Origin of the sequence: Comamonas brasiliensis, from assembly GCF_018292285.1 — a bacterium.
Lineage (GTDB): Bacteria > Pseudomonadota > Gammaproteobacteria > Burkholderiales > Burkholderiaceae_C > Comamonas > Comamonas brasiliensis.
Genome location: NZ_JAANES010000001.1, coordinates 108,458 through 130,457, shown reverse-complemented (window position 1 = coordinate 130,457; position 22,000 = coordinate 108,458). Strand labels below are relative to the sequence as shown.

Annotated in this window: 14 protein-coding genes and 1 pseudogene; 6 read left to right on the top strand and 9 right to left on the bottom strand. The window is 65.2% G+C overall.

The genetic code is table 11. From position 1 onward, the window contains the following. Positions 1–13 precede the first annotated feature (13 nt). Entirely contained in the window at positions 14–859 is an 846-nt protein-coding gene (locus DJFAAGMI_RS00585) for an SDR family NAD(P)-dependent oxidoreductase (RefSeq protein WP_211455552.1), read from the top strand. Between the two features lie 147 nt (positions 860–1,006). Beyond that, positions 1,007–2,116 (top strand): aromatic ring-hydroxylating dioxygenase subunit alpha, encoded by a 1,110-nt coding sequence (locus tag DJFAAGMI_RS00580; RefSeq protein ID WP_043005815.1) that lies wholly within the window; start codon positions 1,007–1,009, stop codon positions 2,114–2,116. 170 nt (positions 2,117–2,286) lie between these two features. On the opposite strand, the gene DJFAAGMI_RS00575 is transcribed toward DJFAAGMI_RS00580, so the two are convergent. Next, entirely contained in the window at positions 2,287–3,018 is a 732-nt protein-coding gene (locus DJFAAGMI_RS00575) for an EthD domain-containing protein (RefSeq protein WP_211455551.1), read from the bottom strand. After that, a complete protein-coding gene (locus DJFAAGMI_RS00570; RefSeq protein WP_249333667.1) occupies positions 3,015–4,310 on the bottom strand; it encodes an MFS transporter in 1,296 nt (431 codons plus the stop codon). The genes DJFAAGMI_RS00575 and DJFAAGMI_RS00570 overlap by 4 nt, the downstream gene beginning before the upstream one ends. 286 nt (positions 4,311–4,596) lie before the next feature. Here DJFAAGMI_RS00570 and DJFAAGMI_RS00565 point away from each other — a divergent pair, with 286 nt between their 5' ends. The 3 genes from DJFAAGMI_RS00565 to DJFAAGMI_RS00555 all read left to right on the top strand — a co-directional run bounded on the left by DJFAAGMI_RS00565 (position 4,597) and on the right by DJFAAGMI_RS00555 (position 8,378). Then, positions 4,597–6,312: an N-acyl-D-amino-acid deacylase family protein gene (locus DJFAAGMI_RS00565; protein ID WP_211455550.1), complete on the top strand. Its 1,716-nt coding sequence runs from the start codon at positions 4,597–4,599 to the stop codon at positions 6,310–6,312. Positions 6,313–6,392: 80 nt separating this feature from the next. Then, the gene (locus tag DJFAAGMI_RS00560; protein WP_211455549.1) at positions 6,393–7,748 is read left to right on the top strand and encodes a spinster family MFS transporter; all 1,356 of its coding nucleotides are present in this window, start codon (positions 6,393–6,395) and stop codon (positions 7,746–7,748) included. Between the two features lie 234 nt (positions 7,749–7,982). Next, positions 7,983–8,378, top strand: coding sequence for a hypothetical protein (locus tag DJFAAGMI_RS00555; RefSeq protein ID WP_249333663.1), 396 nt, complete (start codon positions 7,983–7,985; stop codon positions 8,376–8,378). A gap of 98 nt (positions 8,379–8,476) precedes the next feature. Here the strand turns inward: DJFAAGMI_RS00555 and DJFAAGMI_RS00550 are convergent, their stop codons facing one another. The 7 genes and pseudogenes from DJFAAGMI_RS00550 to DJFAAGMI_RS00520 all read right to left on the bottom strand — a co-directional run bounded on the left by DJFAAGMI_RS00550 (position 8,477) and on the right by DJFAAGMI_RS00520 (position 20,496). Next, positions 8,477–10,084 (bottom strand): AMP-binding protein, encoded by a 1,608-nt coding sequence (locus tag DJFAAGMI_RS00550; protein ID WP_249333661.1) that lies wholly within the window; start codon positions 10,082–10,084, stop codon positions 8,477–8,479. Positions 10,085–10,338: 254 nt separating this feature from the next. Next, a pseudogene (locus DJFAAGMI_RS00545) lies at positions 10,339–11,697 on the bottom strand (spinster family MFS transporter). 111 nt (positions 11,698–11,808) lie between these two features. Further along, positions 11,809–14,238, bottom strand: a complete 2,430-nt coding sequence (locus DJFAAGMI_RS00540; protein ID WP_211455546.1) for an acyl-CoA dehydrogenase family protein — start codon at positions 14,236–14,238, stop codon at positions 11,809–11,811. A gap of 28 nt (positions 14,239–14,266) precedes the next feature. Then, positions 14,267–15,985 (bottom strand): GMC family oxidoreductase, encoded by a 1,719-nt coding sequence (locus tag DJFAAGMI_RS00535; protein WP_211455545.1) that lies wholly within the window; start codon positions 15,983–15,985, stop codon positions 14,267–14,269. Between the two features lie 86 nt (positions 15,986–16,071). Beyond that, entirely contained in the window at positions 16,072–18,243 is a 2,172-nt protein-coding gene (locus tag DJFAAGMI_RS00530) for a 3-hydroxyacyl-CoA dehydrogenase NAD-binding domain-containing protein (protein ID WP_211455544.1), read from the bottom strand. A 17-nt stretch (positions 18,244–18,260) separates the two neighbouring features. Further along, complete coding sequence (locus DJFAAGMI_RS00525) at positions 18,261–19,466, bottom strand: acetyl-CoA C-acetyltransferase (RefSeq protein ID WP_211455543.1); 1,206 nt, start codon at positions 19,464–19,466, stop codon at positions 18,261–18,263. 286 nt (positions 19,467–19,752) lie between these two features. After that, entirely contained in the window at positions 19,753–20,496 is a 744-nt protein-coding gene (locus tag DJFAAGMI_RS00520) for an SDR family NAD(P)-dependent oxidoreductase (protein WP_211455542.1), read from the bottom strand. 182 nt (positions 20,497–20,678) lie between these two features. Between DJFAAGMI_RS00520 and DJFAAGMI_RS00515 the strand changes: the two genes are divergently transcribed. After that, positions 20,679–21,812, top strand: a complete 1,134-nt coding sequence (locus tag DJFAAGMI_RS00515) for a CaiB/BaiF CoA transferase family protein (protein WP_211456674.1) — start codon at positions 20,679–20,681, stop codon at positions 21,810–21,812. The last annotated feature ends 188 nt before the right edge of the window (positions 21,813–22,000 follow it).

The window sequence follows — 22,000 nt, the reverse complement described above, 5'->3', positions numbered from 1 at the left end:
ACCGGAGACTCTCATGAGCCAGCCCGTCGTTCTCATCACCGGTGCCAGCCGCGGCATCGGCGCGGCAACCGCCGTCTTCTTTGCCCTGCGGGGCTGGCGCGTGGCCATCACCGCGCGCACGCTGACCGAAGGCGCGCAGCTGGACAACCAGCTGCGTCTGCCCAACGGCCAGTTGCTGTCCGGCAGTCTGGAGTCCACCGCCCGGGCCATAGAGGCCGCAGGCGGCGAAGTATTTGCCCATGTCATGGACCTGATGGATCTGACCAGCCTGGACAAGGCCGCCGACGCCGTGCTACAGCGCTTTGGCCGTGTCGATCTGCTGATCAACAACGCCGTCTACCAGAACCGCGAGATCAACCACCTGATCCCCGAAATCACGGCAGGGTCGCTGCAGCGCTGCCTCCTGGGCAATGTCATCGCCCCGTTCCATCTGGCCCAGCGCCTGCTTCCCTCCATGGCAGCACAGGGCGGCGGCCGCATCATCAATGTGTGCTCGGCGGCCGGTCAGTACAACCCGCCCGTGCCGGCCGACCAAGGCGGCTGGGGCTTTGCCTACGGGGCTTCCAAGGCCGCCATTGCGCGCCTGGCCGGCTGCATCAACACCGAGTACAAGCAGCAGAATGTGCGCGCCTTCAGCGTCAACCCCGGTGTGGTGACGACGGAGGCCGTCAAGGCCACGCTGGGCGACGACGGCTTGCTGGCCCAGCGCTATGGCGCGGCCACGCCTGAACAGATCGCGGCCGCCCTGTTCTGGCTGGGCTCCGATCCCGAGGCCCTGTCGCTGGCCAAGTCCCACACCATGCTGGATCTGCAGCCTCTGTACCAGGAGCGTGTGGCAGCGGCTGCGATCACCAGCTGAGCAGGCGCTCACACTCTGACTAGTGCAAACCCTGGGCAGTTTGCGCCAGATCAAAGGCGCCCCGGCACTCGTCCAAACAGAGTATGCGCGGCGGCGCCGCCTGCCAGAAGATGCATCCGTCCAAAACTAAATACGGAGACCTCTGCAATGGCAACCACGAAGGACTACCGCCTCGGTGAATTTACTTACCCGCGTGGCTGGTTCATGATTTCCGAGGCCAGTGCGCTCGACACCCACAAGCCCGTGGCCGTGCGCTTCTTCGGCCAGGATTTCGCGCTGTACCGTGGCCGCGAAAGCGGCAAGGTCGTGCTGCTGGACGCATACTGCCCCCACATGAAGACCCATCTGGCAGCGCCCAACGCCACCAGCTATGTGGTCATCGACGGTGGCGGCAGCAATGTCGAAGGCGACGGCATCCGCTGCCCCTACCACGGCTGGCGCTTCGGCGCGGACGGCAAGTGCAACCACATCCCCTATCACGACGGCGCCATTCCGGCTGCGGCCGCGGTCAAGAGCTGGAAGGTGGTCGAGCAGTACGGCGCCATCTGGGTCTGGTTCGATCCCGAAGGCGGCGAGCCCGACTACGATCTGCCCACTTTTGGCGACTGGCATGACGAGACCTATGTCAACGGCCAATGGGACTACCTGGGCGAGCTGAACCAGCACCCCATGGAGGTCGTGGACAACATTGCCGACTATGGTCATCTGAGCCCCATCCACGGCTCGACCGTGGCGCGCTTCGAGAACGAGTTCAAGGGCCACAACGCCATCCAGCGCCAGTGCGGCGGTCACCGCACCCTGGTGGGCGAAGGCGGTGCCAGCGCCGATCTGCACACCGACACCTGGTACCACGGCCCAGCCATCCTGGTCTCCAAGGTCAGCGGCATGTTCAACTCCTTCATGATGATCATGCATACCCCCATCGAGGACGGCAGGATCAAGGTCTGGCACAACCTGCTGGTCAAGACCGCGCATGGCGGCCTGCCCACCAAGGCGGACGAAATTGCCGCCAAACAGTACCAGGAGGCCAGCCGCCTGGCCTTTGCCCAGGATTTCGAAGTCTGGTCGCAGAAGGCGCCCTGCCTGAACCCGCTGTTCATCCCCAGCGACGGTGCCTTCCTCAAGGCCCGCATCTGGTACAAGCAGTTCTACAACCCGCGCACCAAGACTGCCGAATATCTGGACCAGTGCGAAGGCAGATACATTCCACGCGGCATGGTGGCCTATACCCAGGAAGCCGAGGAAGCGACCGCCTGATCTCCATTGACTCCAAGGCCAAAGGCCCATGCGCTTGCATGGGCCTTTTTACCGTGTGACGGCATTTACCAAAAAACCATAGCCTCCAGCGCCTTCCAGGCATAGAAATCAGACACAAAACATGCTGAAAACTCCCCTTAGAAGGCGCTAAAGGCTATTATTTTGCATTCTCAAGGTCGGGCGTGCGTCACCCGCGTCAGCATGAAGACATGCTCGCCCCAGCCGAACTCGCCATGCTGCGCAGAAGGCGAGACATCGAGTGAAGCCGCTGCCGCCTGCGCCTGCTCCAGCGTGTCGAACCACCACTCGAGCACATGGCGATAGCCGTAGCCGTCTGGCGCCTGCGCGTCGACGGTGTTGCAGACGATGCGGCTGGCCAGCGCCAGCGCACCGCCTTGCCACTGCGGCGGACAGGCTTGCGGCAAAGCCGCAGCGCCCTGCCACACATCGCTGCGCTGCACAAAACCGATCAGGATGAGCTGCCCCTGGCGCGGCAGGACATCTGCTGACCCGCTGCCACGCAGCACCTGCTGGCGGCACAGCAGCGAGAAATTGCGCACATAGTCGGCAAACACGCGAGGCTCATCGGGGCGCATGATGGCCAGGGTCTCGGGGTCGTTCCAGATGACCGAGCCCGCTTCGCGCTCGGCCAGCACCATGAGATTGACGCCGTCATAGTCCTGGCTCAGGGCTGCGGCCGACGGCGGCACGCTCAATATGCGCGCGCATTGCGCCACGGCCTGGACGCGCTGCCCCACATTGCGGCATTGGCGGCCCAGCGCGGAATGCTCGCGCCAGGCCTGTTCAAACTCCTCCGGGCGCAGCGCGGGGGTGCGCCGCGCCAGATAGATCATCTTCCAGACGGCAGCGCCGCCCTGCTCGCTGGCCACCTGCATCTTCATGCGGCAACGGCCACGGGTGCGTGGGCCCTGCGGTAAGCCCCCGGGTAATGCTGGAGGGCCCGGTAGAAAGCCCACACCGCCGGCACCAGCGTGCACATCATGATCGCCATGGCATAGCGCAGGCCTTCGCCGGGTGCGACGCTGTTGAGCACATCGCTGAGCCAGCCGGCCACGATGGGTCCCACGCCATTGCCCAGCAAGGCCCCGGCCATCAGCACCATGGCGCTGGCCGTGGCGCGCCGCTCGGCAGCAACGACCAGGCTCAGGGCCGCATAGGTGGCCGGTGCCCACCAGGCCGTGAAGAAGGAATAGACCAGCATGCAGGCCATGGACAACATGAATTGATCCGAGCCCACCAGCAGATAGCCGAAACCCAGCACCATGGCTAAAGCGGTGCCGATCACGGGAATGCGTATCTGCCAGCGCACGTCGCTGCGCGCCAGCCGGTCCGTCAACCAGCCCGAGAACAGACTGCCAGAGACCGAGAGAACAGCAGCCCCTGCGGAAATCGAGCCCGCCTGCTTGAGGCTGAGATCGAAGCGACGCGCCAGCAAGGCCACATTCCAGGCGCCGATCGAGATTCCCGCGATCAGCACGCAGGCTGCGCCCAGAATCAGATAGCGGGTCACGGGCTCCTGCCATATCAGGGCGACCGCAGAGCGGGACTGCTGCCGGCCTTCCTGTGGAGCCGCACCCGCCTGCCCGACGGTACGAACGGGTTCGCGCACACTCAGGCGCAGCACCAGGGACAGGAGCATGATGGCCACGCCGATGATGACCATGGTCACGCGCCAGCCCCACAGCTCGGCAAACAGCGGCCCCAGCAGCAGGGCCAGCAGGGCGCCCATCGCATTGCCGACGCCGAAGACACTCATTGCACGCGAGCGCTCATGGGGTTTGTAGAGATCGGCCAGGATGGACATGGAGGCCGCGCCGCCACCGGCATCTCCCAGGGCAGCGCCGGCGCGCGATGCCGTCAGTCCGCCAGAACCGGTGGCCAGCGCGCCCAGTGCCGCCACCGCGCCGCCGATGCCACGGCACCAGGCAATCAGGCTGCGCCGTTCATGGCGGTCCGCCAGCCGCCCCAGAGGTATGCCCAGTGCAGCAAAGGTCAGCGCAAAGCCGAGTCCGGTGATCAGGCCGATCTGCAGGTCCGAGAAGCCGAACTCCTGCTTGATGGGCTGCAGCAGCACGGCCAGGATCTGCCGGTCCATGAAGGTCAGCGCGGACAAGGCCGTCAGCAGCGCCAGCACGTACCCTCTCGACGGGTTCTGATGATTTGGTTGGGTCATTGTTTTCTTGGTTTTTGGCATCACGCAGAAGCTCTGGCCGCTGCTCGCACCCTGTGCGCAGCACGCCAGGCGCGGCGGCAGTCTTTCGACCCGTCTCGCACCTCGCGGTGCGGCGATATGCCGCCGGCTGCAGCACCGCCCTGAGCATCGTGATGCATGAGCTGCCGCACTCACATCGTCCCAACGGACGATTCCCTAACCCTGATAGGCGTTGCGTGCGGATTGCCTCTTAATGGAATGCTGCTGCGGGCTCGGCCGCGCACCAGAACCTCAAGGAGACCGACCTATGCAGCAATTCGACTTGCTGATCCGCAACGGCCGCATCGTGGACGGCACCGGGGCCCCGATTTACCGCGCGGACCTCGGAGTGCGCAACGGGCGCATCGCCGCCATCGGCCGGCAACTGGGCGACGCCGCGCAGCAGATCGATGCCGACGGATTGCTGGTGACGCCGGGCTTTGTGGACGTGCACACGCATTTCGACGGTCAGGCGACCTGGGATGAGAGGCTTTGGCCCAGCTCGCAGCAGGGCGTGACCACGGCGGTAATGGGCAACTGCGGCGTGGGCTTTGCTCCCTGCCGGCCCGAAGACAGGGACCAGCTGATTGCGCTCATGGAGGGGGTGGAGGACATCCCCGACACCGCGCTGCATGAAGGTCTGCCATGGAACTGGGAAAGCTTCCCCGAATATCTGCAAGCCCTGGCAGCGCGGCGCTACGACATCGATATTGCCGCTCTGCTGCCTCACGCGCCGCTGCGCGTCCACGCCATGGGCGAGCGTGCCATACGGCGCGAGCAGGCCAGCGCCGAAGACATCAAAGCCATGCAGGAACTGATCCGGCAAGGCCTGGCCGCCGGTGCCATGGGACTGTCCACCTCGCGCACCATGGCCCACCGCTCCAGGTCGGGAGACTTCACCCCCATGTACCAGGCCGCGAGCGAGGAGCTGCTGGCGCTGGGACTCGCGCTCAAGAGCTATCCGAACAGCGTGTTCCAGATGATCTCGGACTTCGAGCACGTCGGCGATGAGTTCAGCATACTCACACGCGTCGCTCAGCGCACGGGCCGTGCCGCCACCCTCACCGTGCTTCAGTATCCGCACCGCCCCCAGCTGCACCGCGAACTGCTGCAGCAGATCGAGAAAGCCAACGCCGACGGGCTGCGCATCATGGGCCAGGTGCTGAACCGCCCCGTGGGCGTGCTCATGGGGTTCGAGTGCAGCCTGAACCCCTTCTCCTGCCGCCCCAGCTATGCAGCATTGGCGCCGCTCGAGCCAGCAGAACGCCTCAGGGCGCTGGCAATGCCCGCCACGCGCAGCGCCATCCTCGGCGAGAAGGACCGCAATCCCCATCTGTTCATGGAGTATTTCGGCCAGAACTTCGCGGGCATGTACCCCTGGTGCGGCGACGAGCCCAACTATCTGCCGCAGGCCGGCGATTCGGTTCAGGCGCTGGCCGATGCCGCCGGCGTACCGCCGCTGGAGTGGATGTACGACTTCATGCTGGGCCGTGAAGGCCAGGCCCTGGTCTATCTGCCCATGGCCAACTATCCGGACCATGACTGCAGCGCTCTGCACGAGCTGCTCGGACATCCCCATACCGTACCCGCCTTGGGCGATGGCGGCGCCCATGTAGGCACCATCTGCGACGGCAGCGCCACGACGTTTCTGCTCACCGAATGGGTGCGCGAGCGCGGCCTGTTCGGCATCGAGCAGGCCATTCATCTGCTCACGCAGCGGCCGGCCTCGCTCTACGGCTTTGCCGACCGGGGAGTGCTGCAACCGGGCAAGCTGGCGGACCTCAACCTCATCGATCTGCAGGCGCTCCAGATTGAGCCGCCGCATATCGCCAGAGACCTTCCCGCCGGCGGCAAGCGCTTTCTACAAGGCGCGCAGGGCTATCGCTACACCATCAAGTCCGGCCAGATCACCTACCGCGACGGCAGGGCCACCGAGGCATTGCCGGGCCGCCTGCTCAAGCGCAGCGAGCTGACGCCCGGCTGAGCGCGCCTGGGCATCCACGGCCTCAAGGCCAGTCCGGCGCCTGAGACCCGCACCCGCTTTTCATTCGACAGGAGAACTCCTTGCATATCCCCGTATCCGCCTCCGGAACCGCGCCCCCGGCTCACGAGCAGCCCTCTTCCCTGAGCCACAGGCAGCGCAACTACATGCTGTTGGTGTTGTTCTTCGTCTACACCATGGCCATGGCCGACCGCAACATCATGGGCGTTCTCATCCAGCCCGTGCAGGCCGAGTTCCATATCTCCGACGGCGCCATGGGCCTGCTCACCGGCCTCGCGTTCGCGCTGTTCTACAGCGTGCTGGCGATACCGTTCGGGCGCTATGCAGACCGCTCCAACCGACGCAATCTGGTTGCCTGGTGCTGTCTGGCCTGGAGCATTGCCACGGCCCTGTGCGGGCTGGCAGTGGGCTTCTGGACGCTGGCCGTTGCCCGCGTGGCGGTGGCGATCGGCGAGGCGGGCGGCAGCGCGCCGTCGGTGTCGATGATCGCCGATGCCTACCCTCCAGAGCAGCGCAGCCGCGCCATGGGCATCTATATGCTGGGCGCGCATTTTGGCGTGCTGTTCGGCCTGGGCGCAGGCGCCTGGATTGCGCAGGAATACGGCTGGCGCCATGTCTTCATCTGGATGGCCATTCCCGGCATGGTGGTGGCCATGCTGCTGCGTCTTACCTGCATGGAGCCGCTGCGCAAGACCTTGCCGCTTGCGGATGGCAACATATCCCGAGCCCAGGAAGGATTTCTGCAGGTCCTGCAGTCGCTGCGTCGCAACCGTGCCTTTGTCGGCATTGCCACAGCCGGCGTGATACTGACCTTCGCCGGTCAGGCCATCGGCATCTGGAACACCTCTTTTCTCGTGCGCTCCTATGGCCTGAGCCTCAAGGAAGCGGGTGCCATTTTTGGCGTTCTGGGCGCCAGCGCCGCCGTCACCGGGGCCCTGTTCAGCGCATGGCTGACCGATCGTCTGATCCGGCACGATCCGCGCTGGCAGCTATGGCTGCCTGCCATCGGGGTGCTGCTTTCCATCCCGTTCGGCATCTATTTCTACCTGGCGCCTGCCGAAGGCATCTGGCCGCTTTGGGGCCTGAAAGTGCCGCGGGCCATTCCCGCCTATCTGGTGTTCGGCGTGCTGATGAGCTTCTGGGTTCCGCCCACCTATGCGGCACTGACCAATGTGGTGGCCTCGACACGCATGGCCACGGCGATGGCGATCTTCGGACTCTGCGCCTCTGCCGTGGGCGGAGGACTGGGGCCCCTGGTCGTGGGCCTGATCAGCGACGGTCTGACGGCCAGCTACGGCAAGGAAGCCCTGCGCTATGGCCTGGTGGCCATGGTCGGCTGCTGTCTGCTGGCCGTGCTCTGCTACCTGCTCTCGCTGCGCGACTATGTGCGCAGGGTCCAAGGCCATCCAGATACCTGAAGCACCTGAGCAACGGAGCAGCCGCCAGCATCCCGGGCCATCTGCAAGGCCATGGCCGGCCATGGCGAACAACCGATCTGCGGGCGATCTCGCATTCCGGATCGCTAAGCCGTCGCCGGCCAGTCCTCGCCTGGCCGTTCCTGACCGAGTCCGGCGATATAGTGGCTGCGTCAACTTCCGGGCCTACACGCCATGTACCTGCGCAAGCTCTCCGTCCTGCTTCAAGCATCGCTCATGCTGAGCTGTTTCGCGATCTCCTGCAGCGCGCAGGAGGCTGCCGCCTGGGACAAGCAGGCCACGGGCCGCACTTCCATCACCAGGCTGGGCACGATTGATTACGAGGTCGGCTACAGCAGCGCCGGCTTTGACCATTTCTCTTCTGAAATCGTAGCCAGATGGAAGGACGGTGGAGCGCAGGAGCAGACACTGTATGAGGGCATCTACGACAGGCCGCCCGCCAAGGTCTGGGGGAGCGGGCCTCATCTGTGCGTGGCCATGCAGACCTGCGCGCGCTATTCGGATCGCTGCAGCCGCTATGTGATTGCACACCGCTATGACGCGCAGGCCAAGGCCTTTGTGGCACTGAAGTCCGAGAAGACGGCGCGCCGGATCTGCGCTGCGGCACGCTGAAGAAAAAAAGAAGGAGGCCGGGGCCTCCTTTAAATCCCGTCGTCAGGCGCGACGAACAGGGTATTCCTTTATCGTGTGCAAATACTCCTTCTTCTCGCTCAGGCCGTCACGGCAGTCAGCGGCTCATGCTCGGCCGCATAGGCCTTGGCCCAGCGGTAATCTGCCTTGCCTGCCGGACTGCGCCTGACTTCAGTGGCCAGATACACGGCGCGCGGCAGCTTGTAGCCCGACAGATTGCTGCGACAGACTTTCTCGAACTCTTTCAGATCAAATTCGTGACCCGGTTGCACCTGCACCACGGCCACCACCTTGCTGCCCCAGCGCTCGTCCGGAAGGCCTACGACCATCACATCCTGAACCGGCGGGTAGCGGCGCGCGGTTTCCTCCACCTCCTCGGGGTAGACCTTCTCCCCCCCGGTGTTGATGCATTGCGAGCCGCGGCCCAGCACCACATATTCACCCGTGGTGTCGATGCGAGCCCTGTCCCCCGTCAACACCCAGCGGCTGCCCTCGACCATGACAAAGGTCTCGGCCGTTTTCTGGGGATCGCCGTAATAGCCCAGGGGCATGTGGCCACGACGCGAAAGAATGCCTTCCTCTCCGGGCTGCCTCAGAATGCGCAGGTCCTCGGAGATCACGCTGAGATCGGGACGCGGCGCGATGCGCATGAAGCCTTCGCCCTCGGGCGTCTTCTCTCCCCCGCCCAGAACACCGGATTCGGAGCTGGCCATGCCGTTGTTGAGCACCAGATGCGGCACCTGCAGCAGCAGCCGTTCCTGCAGATGACGCGAGAACACGGCACCGCCGTTGCCGAAAATCATCAGCGACTTGAGAGGCCAGCGCCCGGGGTTGTTCTCCAGTGTCTGAATGATGGGCAGGGCCATGGCATCGCCCACCACGGCCATCACATTGATCTGGTGATGCTCGATCAGATCCAGCATATGCACGGGGTCGAAGTTCTTGCGCTCGTTCACATAGACGGGGTGCCCGGAAAACAGGCTGATCAGGGTAGCCCACATGGCCGCGCCATGCATGAGCGGAGCGGCCGCCAGATAGGCCAGTGCCGGGCCGTTGGGCACCAGTTGCAGCAGCTCCTCGGGTGTCTCGATGGGGGGTCTGCGAAAGTAATAGCCGCCACCGCCCAGAGCCCCCATGAACAGCGATTTGTGCGGCCACATCACGCCCTTGGGCAAGCCCGTGGTGCCGCCGGTGCAGAGCATGAAGATATCGTCGTCGCTGCGCTCGGCGTCCGTGAGTTCCCGGGCGCCTTCGGCCAGCACCGACTCGTAGGGCTGAACGCTTCTGGGCAGGCCATCGCGCACAGTGCCAACCCGCAGCGCCAGGCGCAGCGTGGGCACCCGGGGCATGACTTCCAGCACAGATGCATCGAAGTCCGCGCCATAGACCAGGGCTCGCAGATCCAGGCTGTTGAACAGTCCCTGCAGCTCATCGGCCACATAGCGGTAGTTCACGTTCACCGGCACGGCGCCGATCTTGCTGCAGGCAAAAAAGGCCTCCAGATACTCGGCGCAGTTGTAGAGCTGGATGCCGACGTTGTCGCCCCGCCCGATGCCACGCGCGCGCAGCGCATTGCCCAGCTGATTGGCTCGCTCGTCGAGCTGCTTGAAGCTGAGCTTCTGGTCGCCGCAACCGAAGGCCGTGCGGTCGGGCACGGCCTGTACCACCAGCTCAAAAATATCTGCCAAATTGAAGGTCCGCTTCATCTTCCTGTCTCCGTCTGTCCTTGAGTTGTTCTGAGTTCACTGTGTCTGCAATCGCTCTCATGCTCGGCGGCTGGCCTGCGGCACTCATCGTCCGCTTGAACTTGGGACAGACCCTTGGTCACTGGCGCGCCAATGCTCGGACCAAACGGCCTGCGCTGCCAAGAGCGCCAACCCTAGGGCGTGCGCCTGCCGGCTGGCAGCAGGCAAGCGCTGCCTGCGCTTTCCTGCAATGCCGCTCAAGCCGGCTTTCCTGCGGCCAGCTGCGCCGCGTAGTGCCTGATGACCCAGACATAAATTCCCACCGCCAGCAGATAGAACGCCAGCATGCAGACCAGCGCCCAGCGCAGCGACTCCTGCCCGTAACCGGCAGTGAAGGCGTCGCTGAGCAGGCCCACCGCCAAGGGCCCCAGACCGCCGCCGACAGCCGTCAGCAGCAGGTTGTAGATGGACAGCGAGGTCGCCAGGCGATGCGCTGCGATCACATTGGTCAGTGCCGCAAACACCGGCGCCGCCCAGAAGCTGGAGAAGATGGCAAACAGGCCATAGAAGGCCACGGCCTGGGGAATCTGCAGCCCCGCAAGCTGCCAGGTCTGGGGCGAGGTGTTGAGATAGAAGGCCAGCCCCAGCGGCACCGAGATCAGCGTGCCCAGAATCGGCATGCCCACCTGCCAGCGCTTGTCGCGCCTGGCCATGAGGTCCGTCAGCCAGCCGCTGAGCAAAGCGCCAGCGATGGCTGCAGGCCCGCCGATGAAGCCCATGATGGCGCCAGCATCCTTGAGCTGCAGACCGTGCGATCGCACCAGAAACGCCGTGTTCCACATGCCGATCGCATAGCCCGAGAACGCCATCAGCATGCTGGCCAGACCCAGGCCCACAAACGCCTTGTTGCGTGCCAGCGCGGCCATGACATCGCCAAATTTCTCGGCGGCGACCTGTGCCGCCGGGCGCCCGTCCTGAGCCCCCCGCACGGGCTCACGGCAGGTCAGGCGCAGCAGCAGGGCCACCAGCACGCCAGGCAAGGCCAGCCACAGGAAAGCCGAGCGCCAGCCGTAGTGCTGGGCAATCCAGGCGCCCACGCCGAGCCCCACCAGTGAGCCCAGGTGCGGCCCGAGGCTGAACACGCTCATGGCGCGGCTGCGCTGCTCGGGCGGATAGACATCGGCGATCATGGTGGTCGATGCCGCCGTGCTGCCCGCCTCTCCCACCGCCACGCCCACACGGGCGGCCGTCAGGCTTCAGAAGCCCACCGCCATGCCGCATAGTCCCGTGGCCATGCTCCAGCCGGCGCAGCACCAGGCAATCAGGTTGCGCCGGTTGCAACGGTCGGCAAACCGGCCGAAGGGCACGGCCAGAATGCTGTAGAACAGCGCAAAGGCCAGACCCGTGAGCAAACCCATGGCGCTGTCCGAAACGCCCATCTCCTGCTTGATGGGCTGAATCAGCACCCCCATGATCTGGCGGTCGATCATGCTCACGCCATAGACGAGCAGCAGTACCAGCAGCAGATAGTGACGTCGCCAGCCCGTCACATTGCTAATCGGTTGCCGATGGGCCGAAGCAGCTTGCGACACGCGGGTCGCAGCAGATGCACTCATTTCCTGTCTCCTGAAGAACGTGATCTGCGCCACGTTGAGTCAATGAAAGCTTCTTCCCCGCCGCAAGAGCTGGGCACCAGGGCACAGCACATGGTGCTGCGCCGCACCGGATCACCGGGCCAGCAGTTCGCAGAAGGGAACATCCCTGTCGCTGCGCGGCTCGGCGGCCAGCCCCAGCACGCGTTCGCCAATGCTGTTGAGCACCACCTCGTCGGTACCACCCGCAATGCGCATGCCGGCAGAGCCAAACCACAGACGCTCCACCATCGCAAAGCGCTCGCCCAATCCGCTGGCCGCCAGTTCGCTGGCCACCAGCACGCCGCGCTGGCCCAGCAAGTCGATCGCAAAGTAGCTGAAGGACTGCAGCGCGGCAGCGGCCACGTTCTTGGCGCCGCTCATTTCCGGGCCGGGCTGACGCCCCTTGCTCAGCGCCGTCAGTGCACGGCATTGCAGCAGCCATAGCGCCTGCTCCTTCAGATAGAGATCGGCCCAGCGCTCACGCAGTCGACCGTCCTCCAGTGCGGGCCGGCCTTCGAAGCGAAGATCGGCCAGCAAGCCTGCCGTGGTGCGCCACAGCTCGGCGGGCATCACGCCGCCAATGGCCAGACGCTCGGCCATCAGTCCCGTCAGCGTGACCTTCCAGCCTCCGCCGAGCTTCCCCACCAGCTGGCGGTCGGGCACGAACACGTCCTCGAAGAAGACCTCGTTGAACTCGGACTCGCCGCCGGCCTGGCGAATCGGGCGCACGGTAATGCCGGGCGAATGCATGTCCAGAAAAAAGGTGCTCAGCCCTTCAAACTTGCTGGCCTGCGGATCGGTACGGACCAGCACCAGGCCCCACTGGGCAAACTGCGCGAGCGAGGTCCAGACCTTCTGGCCGTTGAGTATCCAGCCCTCGCGGCCATCGGTCGCGCGCTCGGCACGTGTGCGCACCATGCCCAGGTCGGAGCCCGCACCTGGCTCGCTCAGCAGCTGGCACCAGAGGTTCTGGCCGCTCAGCGCCGGGGCCACATGCTGGCCCAGCACTTCGGGACTGGCATGTGCCATCACCGATGGCAGCACCATGCCCAGGCTCACATTGAACATGCCCGTGGGCACTTTGACCTTGCCCTCCTCCTGACGCCAGATCAGCTCCTGCATGGGGGTGCCGCCACGGCCGCCGAGCACCTTGGGCCAGGTGATGGCGCCAAAGCCGGCGGCCGCCTTGCGGCCTTGCCAGACCCGGGCCGCCTCCAGGCGCTGCGCGGCCGTCATGTCGCGACCGAAATAGTCGTCGGCGCTGGCCTTGGGCTCGGCATTGGCCTGCAGCCAGGCACGGCATTCGGCGCGAAAGGCCGCCTCTTCGGGCGTGTCCTCGAAGTCCATGGACTGACTGTCGGCCTGCTTCGCGCTCTTTGCGGGCGCCTCGGGTTCAGCAGCGAGCAGCCGCTGCTGCAACTCGGCAGCGACCTGCTCGCGCCAGGCATGGATACTGCCCAGCTCCACGGCCTGCTGACGCGCGCGGCGATAGAACAGATGGCAGTCCAGCTCCCAGGTATAGCCCATACCGCCGTGGGTGTGCAAGTTTTCCTGTGCAGCGTCCGACAGCGCCTGGGTGCTGCTCACACGCGCTGCCGCAGCTGCGCCTGCCAGCTCGGGCGAGCCCTCGGTCGCAGCCATGTCCGCCGTCAGGGCCCAGGCGCCGTAGTAGCAATGCGCACGGGCCAGCTGGTTGCCGGTGTAGAGATGGGCCAGCTTGTGCTTGATGCCCTGGTAGGAGCCGATGGGCCGGCCAAAGGCCTTGCGCTCCCTGGCATAGCTGCTGGCCATCTCCAGCGCGGCGTCGGCCGCACCCAGCTGCTCGAAGGCCAGCATCACGGCCGCGCGATTGCGCACTCGCCGCATGACCTCGGCAGCGCTGCGGCTGCCGTCCAGCAGCTCGGCCTGCGTATTGTCGAAACTCAGGCAGGCATAGGGTTTGGAGGGGTCCAGCGTCTTGAGCTTTTCGCGCCGTACCGTGCCGTCAAACCTGAAGGCCACCAGCAGCTGCGCCCCCGTCGCGCTGCGCGCCAGCGCCACGCCCCATTGCGCGGCCATGCCGTCGGCCACCAGCGGGCAGTCGCCCTTCAGGGTCTTGCCGTCAAACAGGGGCAAACCGGAGGGAGGGCCCTGACCGTCCGCAGGCGCTGCCAGACAGCCAATGCTTCCGCCTGAAACCGGCAGCAGCCATTGCCGGCGCTGCGCGGAATGCTCCTGGGTAGATAGCAAAACGGCCTGCACCGCCAGATACATGGTCGAAGCCAGGGGCACGGGGCTGAGCTGGCGGCCCACTTCCTCGGCCACCACGCACATCTCCATGGCACCAAGCCCTATGCCGCCGCAGTCCTCGGGCAGCATCAGGCTGGTCACCCCCAGCTGGGCCATGCCGCTCCAAACGCTCCGGGCATGCTCGCCCTCGCCCTCCAGCAATGCACGCGCCTGCGTCAGCGGCGATTCCCTGGTCAGGAATTTTCGTATTTCGTTGCGCAAGGCATTCTGGTCGTCACTGAAATCGAAGTTCATCTTCTGTCTCCACCCAATCTTCCAAAGCTCAGGCCACGGCGGCGGCTCTTGCGCCATCTGACAGCGCAGCCGCCGCCGGGCCCGACATATGCGATACCCTGACGGCAGGCGGCGTCAGGCCCAGCACCAGGTCGGCCCCCTTGTCGCCGATCACCACCGATGCCGCATTCGTGTTGCCCGACACCAGATGCGGCATGACCGAGGCATCGATCACGCGCAGACCCTGCACGCCCTTGACCCTGAGGTCGGGCGTGACCACGCTCAGCGGGTCGGCTGCATCGCCCATGCGGCAGCTGCCGCTGGCGTGATGGCCCGAGCCCAGGTACATGGAGATCCAGTCCAGCAGCTCGTCATCGCTTTGCAGATCTGGCGTCGGGCGGGTCTGCGTTTCGATCAGCCCGGCCAGTGCGGGCTGACAGGCAATCGTGCGGGCCATGCGCACACCGTGGAGCAGCGCCTTTCGGTCACGCTCGTCGTGCAGAAAGTTCATGCGGATGCTGGCCAGTTCCTCGGGATGGCGGCTCTTGAGCCGGAGCTGGCCGCGCGAGTAAGGTCGCACCTGGTAGGGCGCCATCGTCATGCCGGGGAAGGCCTCGCAGCGGTAGTTCTTGCCGCTTTGCATATAGCCTTCGATATCGCCGGTCACGGGCAGGCCGTGAATCTGGATGTCGTTGTAGGGCAGACGCGCATCGCTGCTGAACCAGGCGGCAAACTCCGAAGCCGGCATCGCCATGGCGCCCTGCCTGGTCAGCAGGTAGCGGAGCAGCGAAGCGCCAATGCCCAGGCCGCGCAGCGAGCGGTTGAGGCTGGGCGTGCCGGCCTTCATGCGCCAGGACATGGGGACAATCGCATGGTCCTGCAGATTGGCGCCCACTCCGGGCAGATCCACCTTGACCTCGATTCCCATCTCCTGCAGATGCGCGGCCGGGCCGATGCCCGAGAGCATCAGCAACTGGGGCGACTGCAGGGCGCCCGCACACAGCAGCACTTCCTTGCGGGCGCGGGCAGCGTGGCTTGCGCCCGCCCTGTCCCTCCAGTGCACCGTGCTGGCGCGCAGCCCGTCCAGACCGATGCCGGTGACCAGCAACTGCATGCGTACATCCAGATTGCGCCGCTGCATGGCAGGCTCGATGGCATTGCGGGCCACCGACGAGCGCCGGCCGTTCTTGAGATTGACCTGAAACAGCCCCGCGCCTTGCGGATGGCCGTTGTTGAAATCCCGGCAGGCGGGCAGGCCTGCCTGAATCGCGGCCCTCACCATGGCCAGCGATACCGGGTGCGGATGGTGCAGATTGTTGGCGGTCAGCGGCCCGCCCCGCCCATGCCAGGGCTGGGTGAACTCTGCCTCGCTGCGCTGCTGGTCCTCGGTGCGCACAAAGTAGGGCAGCAACTGCTCATAGCTCCAGCCCGCCGCCCCCTGGGCAGCCCAGCTGTCGAAATCCGCCCGGTCGCCGCGCACATAGATCATGCCGTTGATGGACGAAGATCCGCCCAGACGCTTGCCGCGCGGCAGGCTGATGCGGCGATTGGCCGCGTGCTGCTCGGGCTCTGTCTCATGGCCCCAGGAATACTTGGGGCTGTTGATCATCTGGCCCCAGCCCGAGGGCATGGACACCAGCAGATCCTTGTGGCTGGCGCCGCCTTCCAGCAGCAGCACCTTGTGCTCGCGGTTCTCGCTCAGTCTTGCCGCCAGAGTGCCACCGGCCGAGCCCGCGCCGATGACGATGTAATCAAAGACTTCATCCATGGCCTGTCTCCATTGATTGTTATTGGATGAGTGACCGTGCCGGGCCGATACCGGGTGAGCGCGCCCGCCCACCCTTTGGGCTCTGCTCAGGCCCTGGCAGTTTTGCCGTAGAAGGTCTGCCCCCTGGCCGCCATATCGCGCAGCAGCTGCGGCGGGCGCAGTTGCTCGCCAAACAGATCGGCCAGACGGTCGGCCTCGGCCACGAACTGCGGCAGACCTATGCCGTCGATAAAGCAGAATGGGCCGCCCGTGTAGGCCGGAAATCCCACGCCGAGAATCGAGCCGATGTCGCCATCGGCCGGCGCCAGCAGAACGCCCTCCTCCATGGCACGCGCGCCTTCGACGGCCTGCACATAGAGAATGCGCTGTTTGAGATCATGGGCGCCGGGCTGCTTGGCTTTGAGCGGGTAATGCTCGGCCAACCCGGGCCAGATGCGCTTGCCGCTACCGCCTTCACTCTGGTCGTAGTCATAAAAGCCCTTGCCCATCTTGCGGCCCAGGCGACCCAGCTCGAACAGCTTGCCGATCACGGGCACGGAACGGCCCGGCTTGTATTCCCCGGGGAACTCCTTGGCCTGGGCTTCGCCCGCATGCTTGGACAGGTCAATCGACAGCTCGTCGGTAATCGCCAGCGGTCCCACGGGCATGCCCGCATGCCTGGCGCAGTTCTCGATCAATGCCGGGGCAATGCCTTCGGCCACCATGCCGATGGCGTCATCCACAAACGCGCCGATGAAGCGGCTGGTAAAAAAGCCGCGCTTGTCATTGACGACAATCGGCGTCTTCTTGAGCTGAGCCACGAAGTCCAGTGCCTGCGCCAGCGTGGCATCCGATGTCTGCCTGCCGCGAATGACTTCCACCAGCGGCATCTTGTCGGCCGGCGAGAAGAAATGCAGACCGATGAAGCGATCGGGCCGCTCGCTCGCCTGCGCCAGCAGACTGATGGGCAGGGCCGATGTGTTGCTGGCCAGCACGCAATGCGCAGGCAGCACGGCGTCCAGCTTCTTCGTGACTTCGGCCTTGATGGCCCGGTCTTCAAACACGGCTTCGACCACCATGTCCGCGTCGCGCAGCAGCTCGTAATCGGTGCCGGGCATGATGCGTGCGAGGATGGCGTCGGCCTTCTCGCGGCTCTGGCGGCCCTTGTCCACCTGCTTGGCCAGCACCTTCTCGGAGTACTGCTTGCCCTTGTCCGCTGCCGCCTGATCCCGGTCTATCAGCACCACCTGAATGCCGCGCTGGGCGGCCACCAGCGCAATGCCAGCGCCCATCATGCCTGCACCGATCAGGCCCAGCTTGCGGCATTGGAAGGGCTCAAAGCCTGCCGGGCGGTGCATGCCTTTCTCGGCCTTGGTCTTGTTGACGAAGAGCGTGCGAATCATGCCGCGCGCCACGGGGCTGCGCGACAGCGTGGCCATGTACTTGCTCTCGATGCGCAGGCCCTTGTCCATCGGCAGCTGGCAGCCTTCGTAGATGCAGCTCTGGATGCACAGCGGCGCCGGCATATTGTGAAAGGTCTTGGCCTGCAGCAGGGTGTTGCCCACCACGAAGGCCGGGGCCACGCGCGCATCCAGCGGGCCGCCACCGGGAATGCGAAAACCTTTCACATCCCAGGGCTGCACCGCCGTGGGACTGGCCAGCAGCCAGGCCTTGGCAGCGCCGAGCAACTGCTCGGGAGCCACCACCTCGTCCACCAGTCCGGCCTCCCTGGCCTTCACGGCCTGCAGCTGCTTGCCCTCCATCAGAAAAGGCATGGCGGCCAGAATGCCGATCATGCGCGGCAGGCGCTGGGTGCCGCCGGCGCCGGGCAGCAAGCCCACTTGCGCCTCGGGCAGGCCGACCAGAACCGTGGGGGCATCGGCGGCAATGCGGTGGTGACAGGCCAGGCAGATTTCATAGCCGCCGCCCAGTGCCATGCCGTTGATGGCCGCCACCAGCGGCTTGCCCAGGGTCTCCAGTTTGCGCAGCAGCCTGGACAGCGACGCGCAGGACTCGAACAGTTCCTCGATGGGCATGTCCGCCATGGCGTCGATATTGGCCTCCATGCCCATCAGGTCGGCCCCCGCGACAAAGCTGTCCTTGCCCGAGGTGATGATGCCGCCGCGCACCCGGTCGTCGCCTTGCATGCGTGCAATGCAGGCCTCCAGGCTGTCCATGAAGGCCTGGTCGATCACATTCATGGTCTTGCCGGGGTAGTCCAGCGTCAGCGTGGCAATGCCGTCCCCATCTACGGCGTAGCGAATGATTTCCGTTGTCATGATTTCTGCTTCCTCACTCACACGCGTTCGATGATCATGGCCGAGCCCATGCCCGCCGCCACGCACAGGCTGATCAGCGCTGTGCGCTTGCCGGTGCGCTCCAGCTCGTCCAGCACCGTGCCCAGAATCATGGCGCCCGTCGCCCCCAGCGGGTGGCCCATGGCAATCGCGCCGCCGTTGACGTTCATGCGCTCATGGGGAATGTCCAGCTCCTCCATCATGGTCAGCACCACCGTGGCAAAGGCCTCGTTGAGCTCCCACAGATCGATGTCCGAAGCCTGCATGCGCGCCCTGGCCAAGGCCTTGCGTGCGGCGTGGGCCGGGCCGTCCAGCATCAGGGTCGGCTCGGAGCCTATGCTGGCAAAGGCACGGATGCGCGCACGGGGCTTCATGCCCTGCCTGGCACCCGCTTCTGCCGTACCGATCAGCACGGCCGCTGCCCCATCGACAATGCCCGAGCTATTGCCCGCGTGGTGATGGTGATGAATCTGCTCGACCTGCGGATAGCGCTGCAGCGCCACGCTGTCGTAGCCGTATTTCTGGCCCATTTCGGTAAACGCGGGCTTGAGCGCGGCCAGCGATTCGACCGAGGTTTCGGGACGAATCGTCTCGTCTTTTTCAAGCAGCGTCAGGCCCAGGAAATCCTTGACGGGCACGACCGACTTGTCAAAGCGCCCTTCGGCCCAGGCCTGCGCCGCACGACGATGGCTTTCGGCCGAGTACGCATCCAGATCCTGGCGGCTGTGGCCGCGCAGCGATGCCAGCAGATCCGCCGAAATACCCTGCATCACGAAATAGGTCTTGCTGGCCAGCTGCGGGTCCTGCGCCCAGGCACCGCCGTCCGAGCCCATGGGCACGCGGGACATCATCTCCACGCCGGCACCGATCGCCATATCGGCCTGACCGGCCATGACCTTGGCCGCCGCAAAGCTCACGGCCTCCAGGCCCGAGCCGCAGTAGCGGTTGAGCTGCACGCCGGCCACGCTCTGCGCATAGTCGGCCTGCAGCACCGCCATGCGGCCCACATTGCCGCCCTGCTCGCCCACGGGCACCACACAGCCCATGACCACATCGTCCACCGCCGATGTATCGAGCTGGTTGCGCTCACGCAAAGCCTGCAGCGGCTGGGCCGCCAGCCAGACCGGCGTCACCTCATGCAGTGCTCCATCCGGCTTGCCCTTGCCTCGGGGGGTACGGACATGGTCGAAGATCAATGCCTCCATCTGCTTTCCTCACATCACCAGGTTGTTATCGAGTTCTTTTTCAGATTGCCATACGGCTTTGGCCCAAACCTACCTGATTCAGACTAGGGGCAGACTATGAGAAAAACCGGCCGCAACCACCCCTGGCGGCACATGGCTTGCCTCTTCGACCGCAAAAGCCGGTTTGCGGCGCAAAAATGCCCGCAGCGGGGCTTCCTCGCCTTCGGCGCCACCGCTCTTGGTCTCATGGGTGACAAAAAGCCTTCCGGCTTGCACCGCCGGAAGGCTGCGTGAAAGGCTGTCGGGCTCAGGCCACCAGACCACCGCCGTTGACCGGCAGCACCTGGCCGTTGACCCATTCCGCCTCGGTCGATGCCAGATAGCTCACGGCCGCGCCCACATCCTGGGGCGAGCCGGCCCGGCCCACGGAAGTGCCCTTCTTGGCAATCTTCTCCGAGCCTTCCCAGTTGTTCATGGTGCCCAGCGACAAGGCGTTGGCCGTCACGCCATGCGGGCCGACCTCGCCCGAGAGATTGCGGATGAAACCGATAGCCGCCGCCTTGGCCGCCCCGTAGGCGCACAGCCCCATGCCCGTGGCCGTGCGCGCCGCATCGGAGTTGATGGCGACGATGCGGCCCCAGCCCTGTTGCTGCATGGCGGGCAGCAGCGCCTGGCAGGCATGCATCAGCCCGTGCAGATTGAGCTGCAGCCAGGCGTTCCACTCGGACTCGGGCGACTGCAGAAACGGCGTGTAGCCCCAGCCCTGGGCCGGAATGCCGGCGTTGTGCACAAAGATATCGACCACGCCCACCTCGGCCTGGATGCGCTCGACCATGGCAAAGATGGCGGCGCGGTCGGTCAGGTCCGCCGCCTGGGCCGAAGCCTTGAAACCCATTTCCTGCAACTGGCGCGCCGCATTCTGCGCGCGGTCCAGATGAAAATCATTGACCACCACATGCGCGCCCTGCGCGGCCAGCGCCTGCGCGATACCGAACCCCATGCCGCGCCCGGCGCCGCTGACCAGCGCCACTTTCCCATCCAGCCTGAACATGTCTCGCACTCCTTGTTTATGGAATGCCCAGTGTTGGACTGGCCTGCGCCCCGGACATACTCCAAATGGACGGGGTCAAAACCGGCGGGATCCACAAGATAGAAAAGTCAGAGACACCACAGGAGACCGACTTGAGCACAGAAAACCCGTCCCAGGGCCAGAACGCTGGCCCCTTGTCCGGCATGCGCATCCTCGAATTCGCAGGCATAGGCCCTGCCCCATTTGCCGGCATGATGCTGGCCGACATGGGGGCCGAGCTCATTCTCATCGAGCGCAGCGCCGACCATGCAGCAGCATCCCGCTACCCGCGCATGGCGCAGAACCGGGGCAAGAAGTCCATCGCGCTGGACCTCAAGTCCGAGGCCGGACGCGCCGCTGCCTGGAAGCTGATCGAGTCTGCCGACGCGCTCATCGAAGGCTTCAGGCCTGGCGTGATGGAGCGCCTGGGCTTCAGCCCCGAGGAAGTCGCCCGCCGCGCGCCCCGCCTGGTCTTTGGCCGCGTCACCGGCTGGGGCCAGACCGGCCCGCTGTCCCAGGCCGCAGGCCATGACATCAACTATGTGGCGCTCACGGGCGTGATGTCCACCTCCATGCGCCCCGGCCAGGCGCCCGTGCTGCCGCCGACCATTGTGGGCGATATGGCGGGTGGCGCCATGTTTCTGCTGTTCGGCCTTATGTGCGCCATGCACGAGGCACGCCAATCCGGCAGGGGTCAGGTGGTGGACGCGGCCATGATCGACGGTGTGGCGGCCATGAGCGGGCTGATGCACCAGATGCGCGGCGCCATGGGCTACTGGAAGGACGACCCCGCGCAGAACCACTTTCTCAACACCTCTCCCTTCTACGAGGCCTTCGAGTGCGCCGATGGCAGATACATCACCCTGGGCGCGATCGAGCCGCAGTTCTATGCCTTGCAGCTGCAGAAGCTGGGCCTGACCGATGTGGACCCCAGGCGCCAGTACCAGAGCGCGGACTGGCCCGAACTCAAGTCCCGGGTGGCCGCGATTGTGCGCGGCAAGACCCAGGCACAGTGGTGCGCGGAACTCGAAGGCAGCGATGTCTGCTTTGCCCCGGTACTGAGTCTGGCCGAAGCCCCTTCTCATCCGCACAACGCCCAGCGCCAGCTGTTTGTCGATCTGGAAGTGGAAGGCAGCAGCCAGCGCCAGCCGGCACCCGCGCCACGCTTTTCGCGCACCCCGGCGCGTCGACCCACGCCGGGCAGCAGGATCGGCCAGGACACCGATGCCGTGCTCGCGTCCCTGGGCTATACCCAGGCCGATATAGCGGCGCTGCGCGAGAGCAAGGCCTGTGCCTGAGCAGCCATCGGGCAATCGGCTAAGCGACCAAGCGACCAAGCGGCGCACTGAATGAATGCTACTTAAAATATAGCTACTATCGCCTAATATGAATAGATTTCATATATTTTTCATACTGAAATCTATGTATATCAAGCGATAGCAGCTATCACTATTCAAGCAACTTGCTTTTCCGGGATGGACGCTGC

What these genes read in the sequence shown, in the direction of transcription:
- DJFAAGMI_RS00585 (WP_211455552.1), top strand. Translation starts at nt 14, where the DNA reads ATGAGCCAGCCCGTCGTTCTCATCACCGGTGCCAGCCGCGGCATCGGC.
- DJFAAGMI_RS00580 (WP_043005815.1), top strand. Translation starts at nt 1,007, where the DNA reads ATGGCAACCACGAAGGACTACCGCCTCGGTGAATTTACTTACCCGCGT.
- DJFAAGMI_RS00575 (WP_211455551.1), bottom strand. Translation starts at nt 3,018, where the DNA reads ATGAAGATGCAGGTGGCCAGCGAGCAGGGCGGCGCTGCCGTCTGGAAG.
- DJFAAGMI_RS00570 (WP_249333667.1), bottom strand. Translation starts at nt 4,310, where the DNA reads ATGACCCAACCAAATCATCAGAACCCGTCGAGAGGGTACGTGCTGGCG.
- DJFAAGMI_RS00565 (WP_211455550.1), top strand. Translation starts at nt 4,597, where the DNA reads ATGCAGCAATTCGACTTGCTGATCCGCAACGGCCGCATCGTGGACGGC.
- DJFAAGMI_RS00555 (WP_249333663.1), top strand. Translation starts at nt 7,983, where the DNA reads ATGCTGAGCTGTTTCGCGATCTCCTGCAGCGCGCAGGAGGCTGCCGCC.
- DJFAAGMI_RS00540 (WP_211455546.1), bottom strand. Translation starts at nt 14,238, where the DNA reads ATGAACTTCGATTTCAGTGACGACCAGAATGCCTTGCGCAACGAAATA.
- DJFAAGMI_RS00535 (WP_211455545.1), bottom strand. Translation starts at nt 15,985, where the DNA reads ATGGATGAAGTCTTTGATTACATCGTCATCGGCGCGGGCTCGGCCGGT.
- DJFAAGMI_RS00530 (WP_211455544.1), bottom strand. Translation starts at nt 18,243, where the DNA reads ATGACAACGGAAATCATTCGCTACGCCGTAGATGGGGACGGCATTGCC.
- DJFAAGMI_RS00525 (WP_211455543.1), bottom strand. Translation starts at nt 19,466, where the DNA reads ATGGAGGCATTGATCTTCGACCATGTCCGTACCCCCCGAGGCAAGGGC.
- DJFAAGMI_RS00520 (WP_211455542.1), bottom strand. Translation starts at nt 20,496, where the DNA reads ATGTTCAGGCTGGATGGGAAAGTGGCGCTGGTCAGCGGCGCCGGGCGC.
- DJFAAGMI_RS00515 (WP_211456674.1), top strand. Translation starts at nt 20,679, where the DNA reads ATGCGCATCCTCGAATTCGCAGGCATAGGCCCTGCCCCATTTGCCGGC.